Source organism: Alcanivorax sp. 1008 (assembly GCF_020667895.1).
Classification (GTDB): Bacteria; Pseudomonadota; Gammaproteobacteria; order Pseudomonadales; family Alcanivoracaceae; genus PGZG01.
Genome location: NZ_JAFMPS010000099.1, coordinates 1 through 401, shown reverse-complemented (window position 1 = coordinate 401; position 401 = coordinate 1). Strand labels below are relative to the sequence as shown.

Here is a 401-nt window from a genome sequence, read left to right as displayed (position 1 = left end):
GATCAATCCGTAGATTTTTACCAAAAAGTATTGCAATTCCCTGAAATTGAGAATACTGCTTCAAAATCTAAAACCAGATGGCTAGCAATTAATAATGAGGTTCAGCTTCATTTAATTCCAAGGCCAAATGCTGAGATTAAAACTAATAAAGCGGTCCATTTTGCACTAGCAACCTCAGATTTAAAATCTTTTATTGGCCGTTTGGATGAATTAAAAATAGAATTTTCAGATTGGAGAGATACCCCTGACAAGAGCTATATAAGAAACGATGGTATAAAACAGATTTACTTTCAAGATCCTGATGGCTATTGGATTGAAATAAATGAAGACTTCTAGTTTATAACTTTCCTATTACATCAGTTAAACCTAAGACTGATGAATATCATTTCAAATTTTTACTA

General features: G+C 31.7%; 1 protein-coding gene. It reads left to right on the top strand.

Annotated elements, in window-relative coordinates; genetic code table 11:
• Positions 1–336: VOC family protein (locus J1C54_RS16450; RefSeq protein ID WP_229150056.1), on the top strand; the 336-nt coding region annotated here is incomplete at its 5' end.
• Between the last annotated feature and the right edge of the window lie 65 nt (positions 337–401).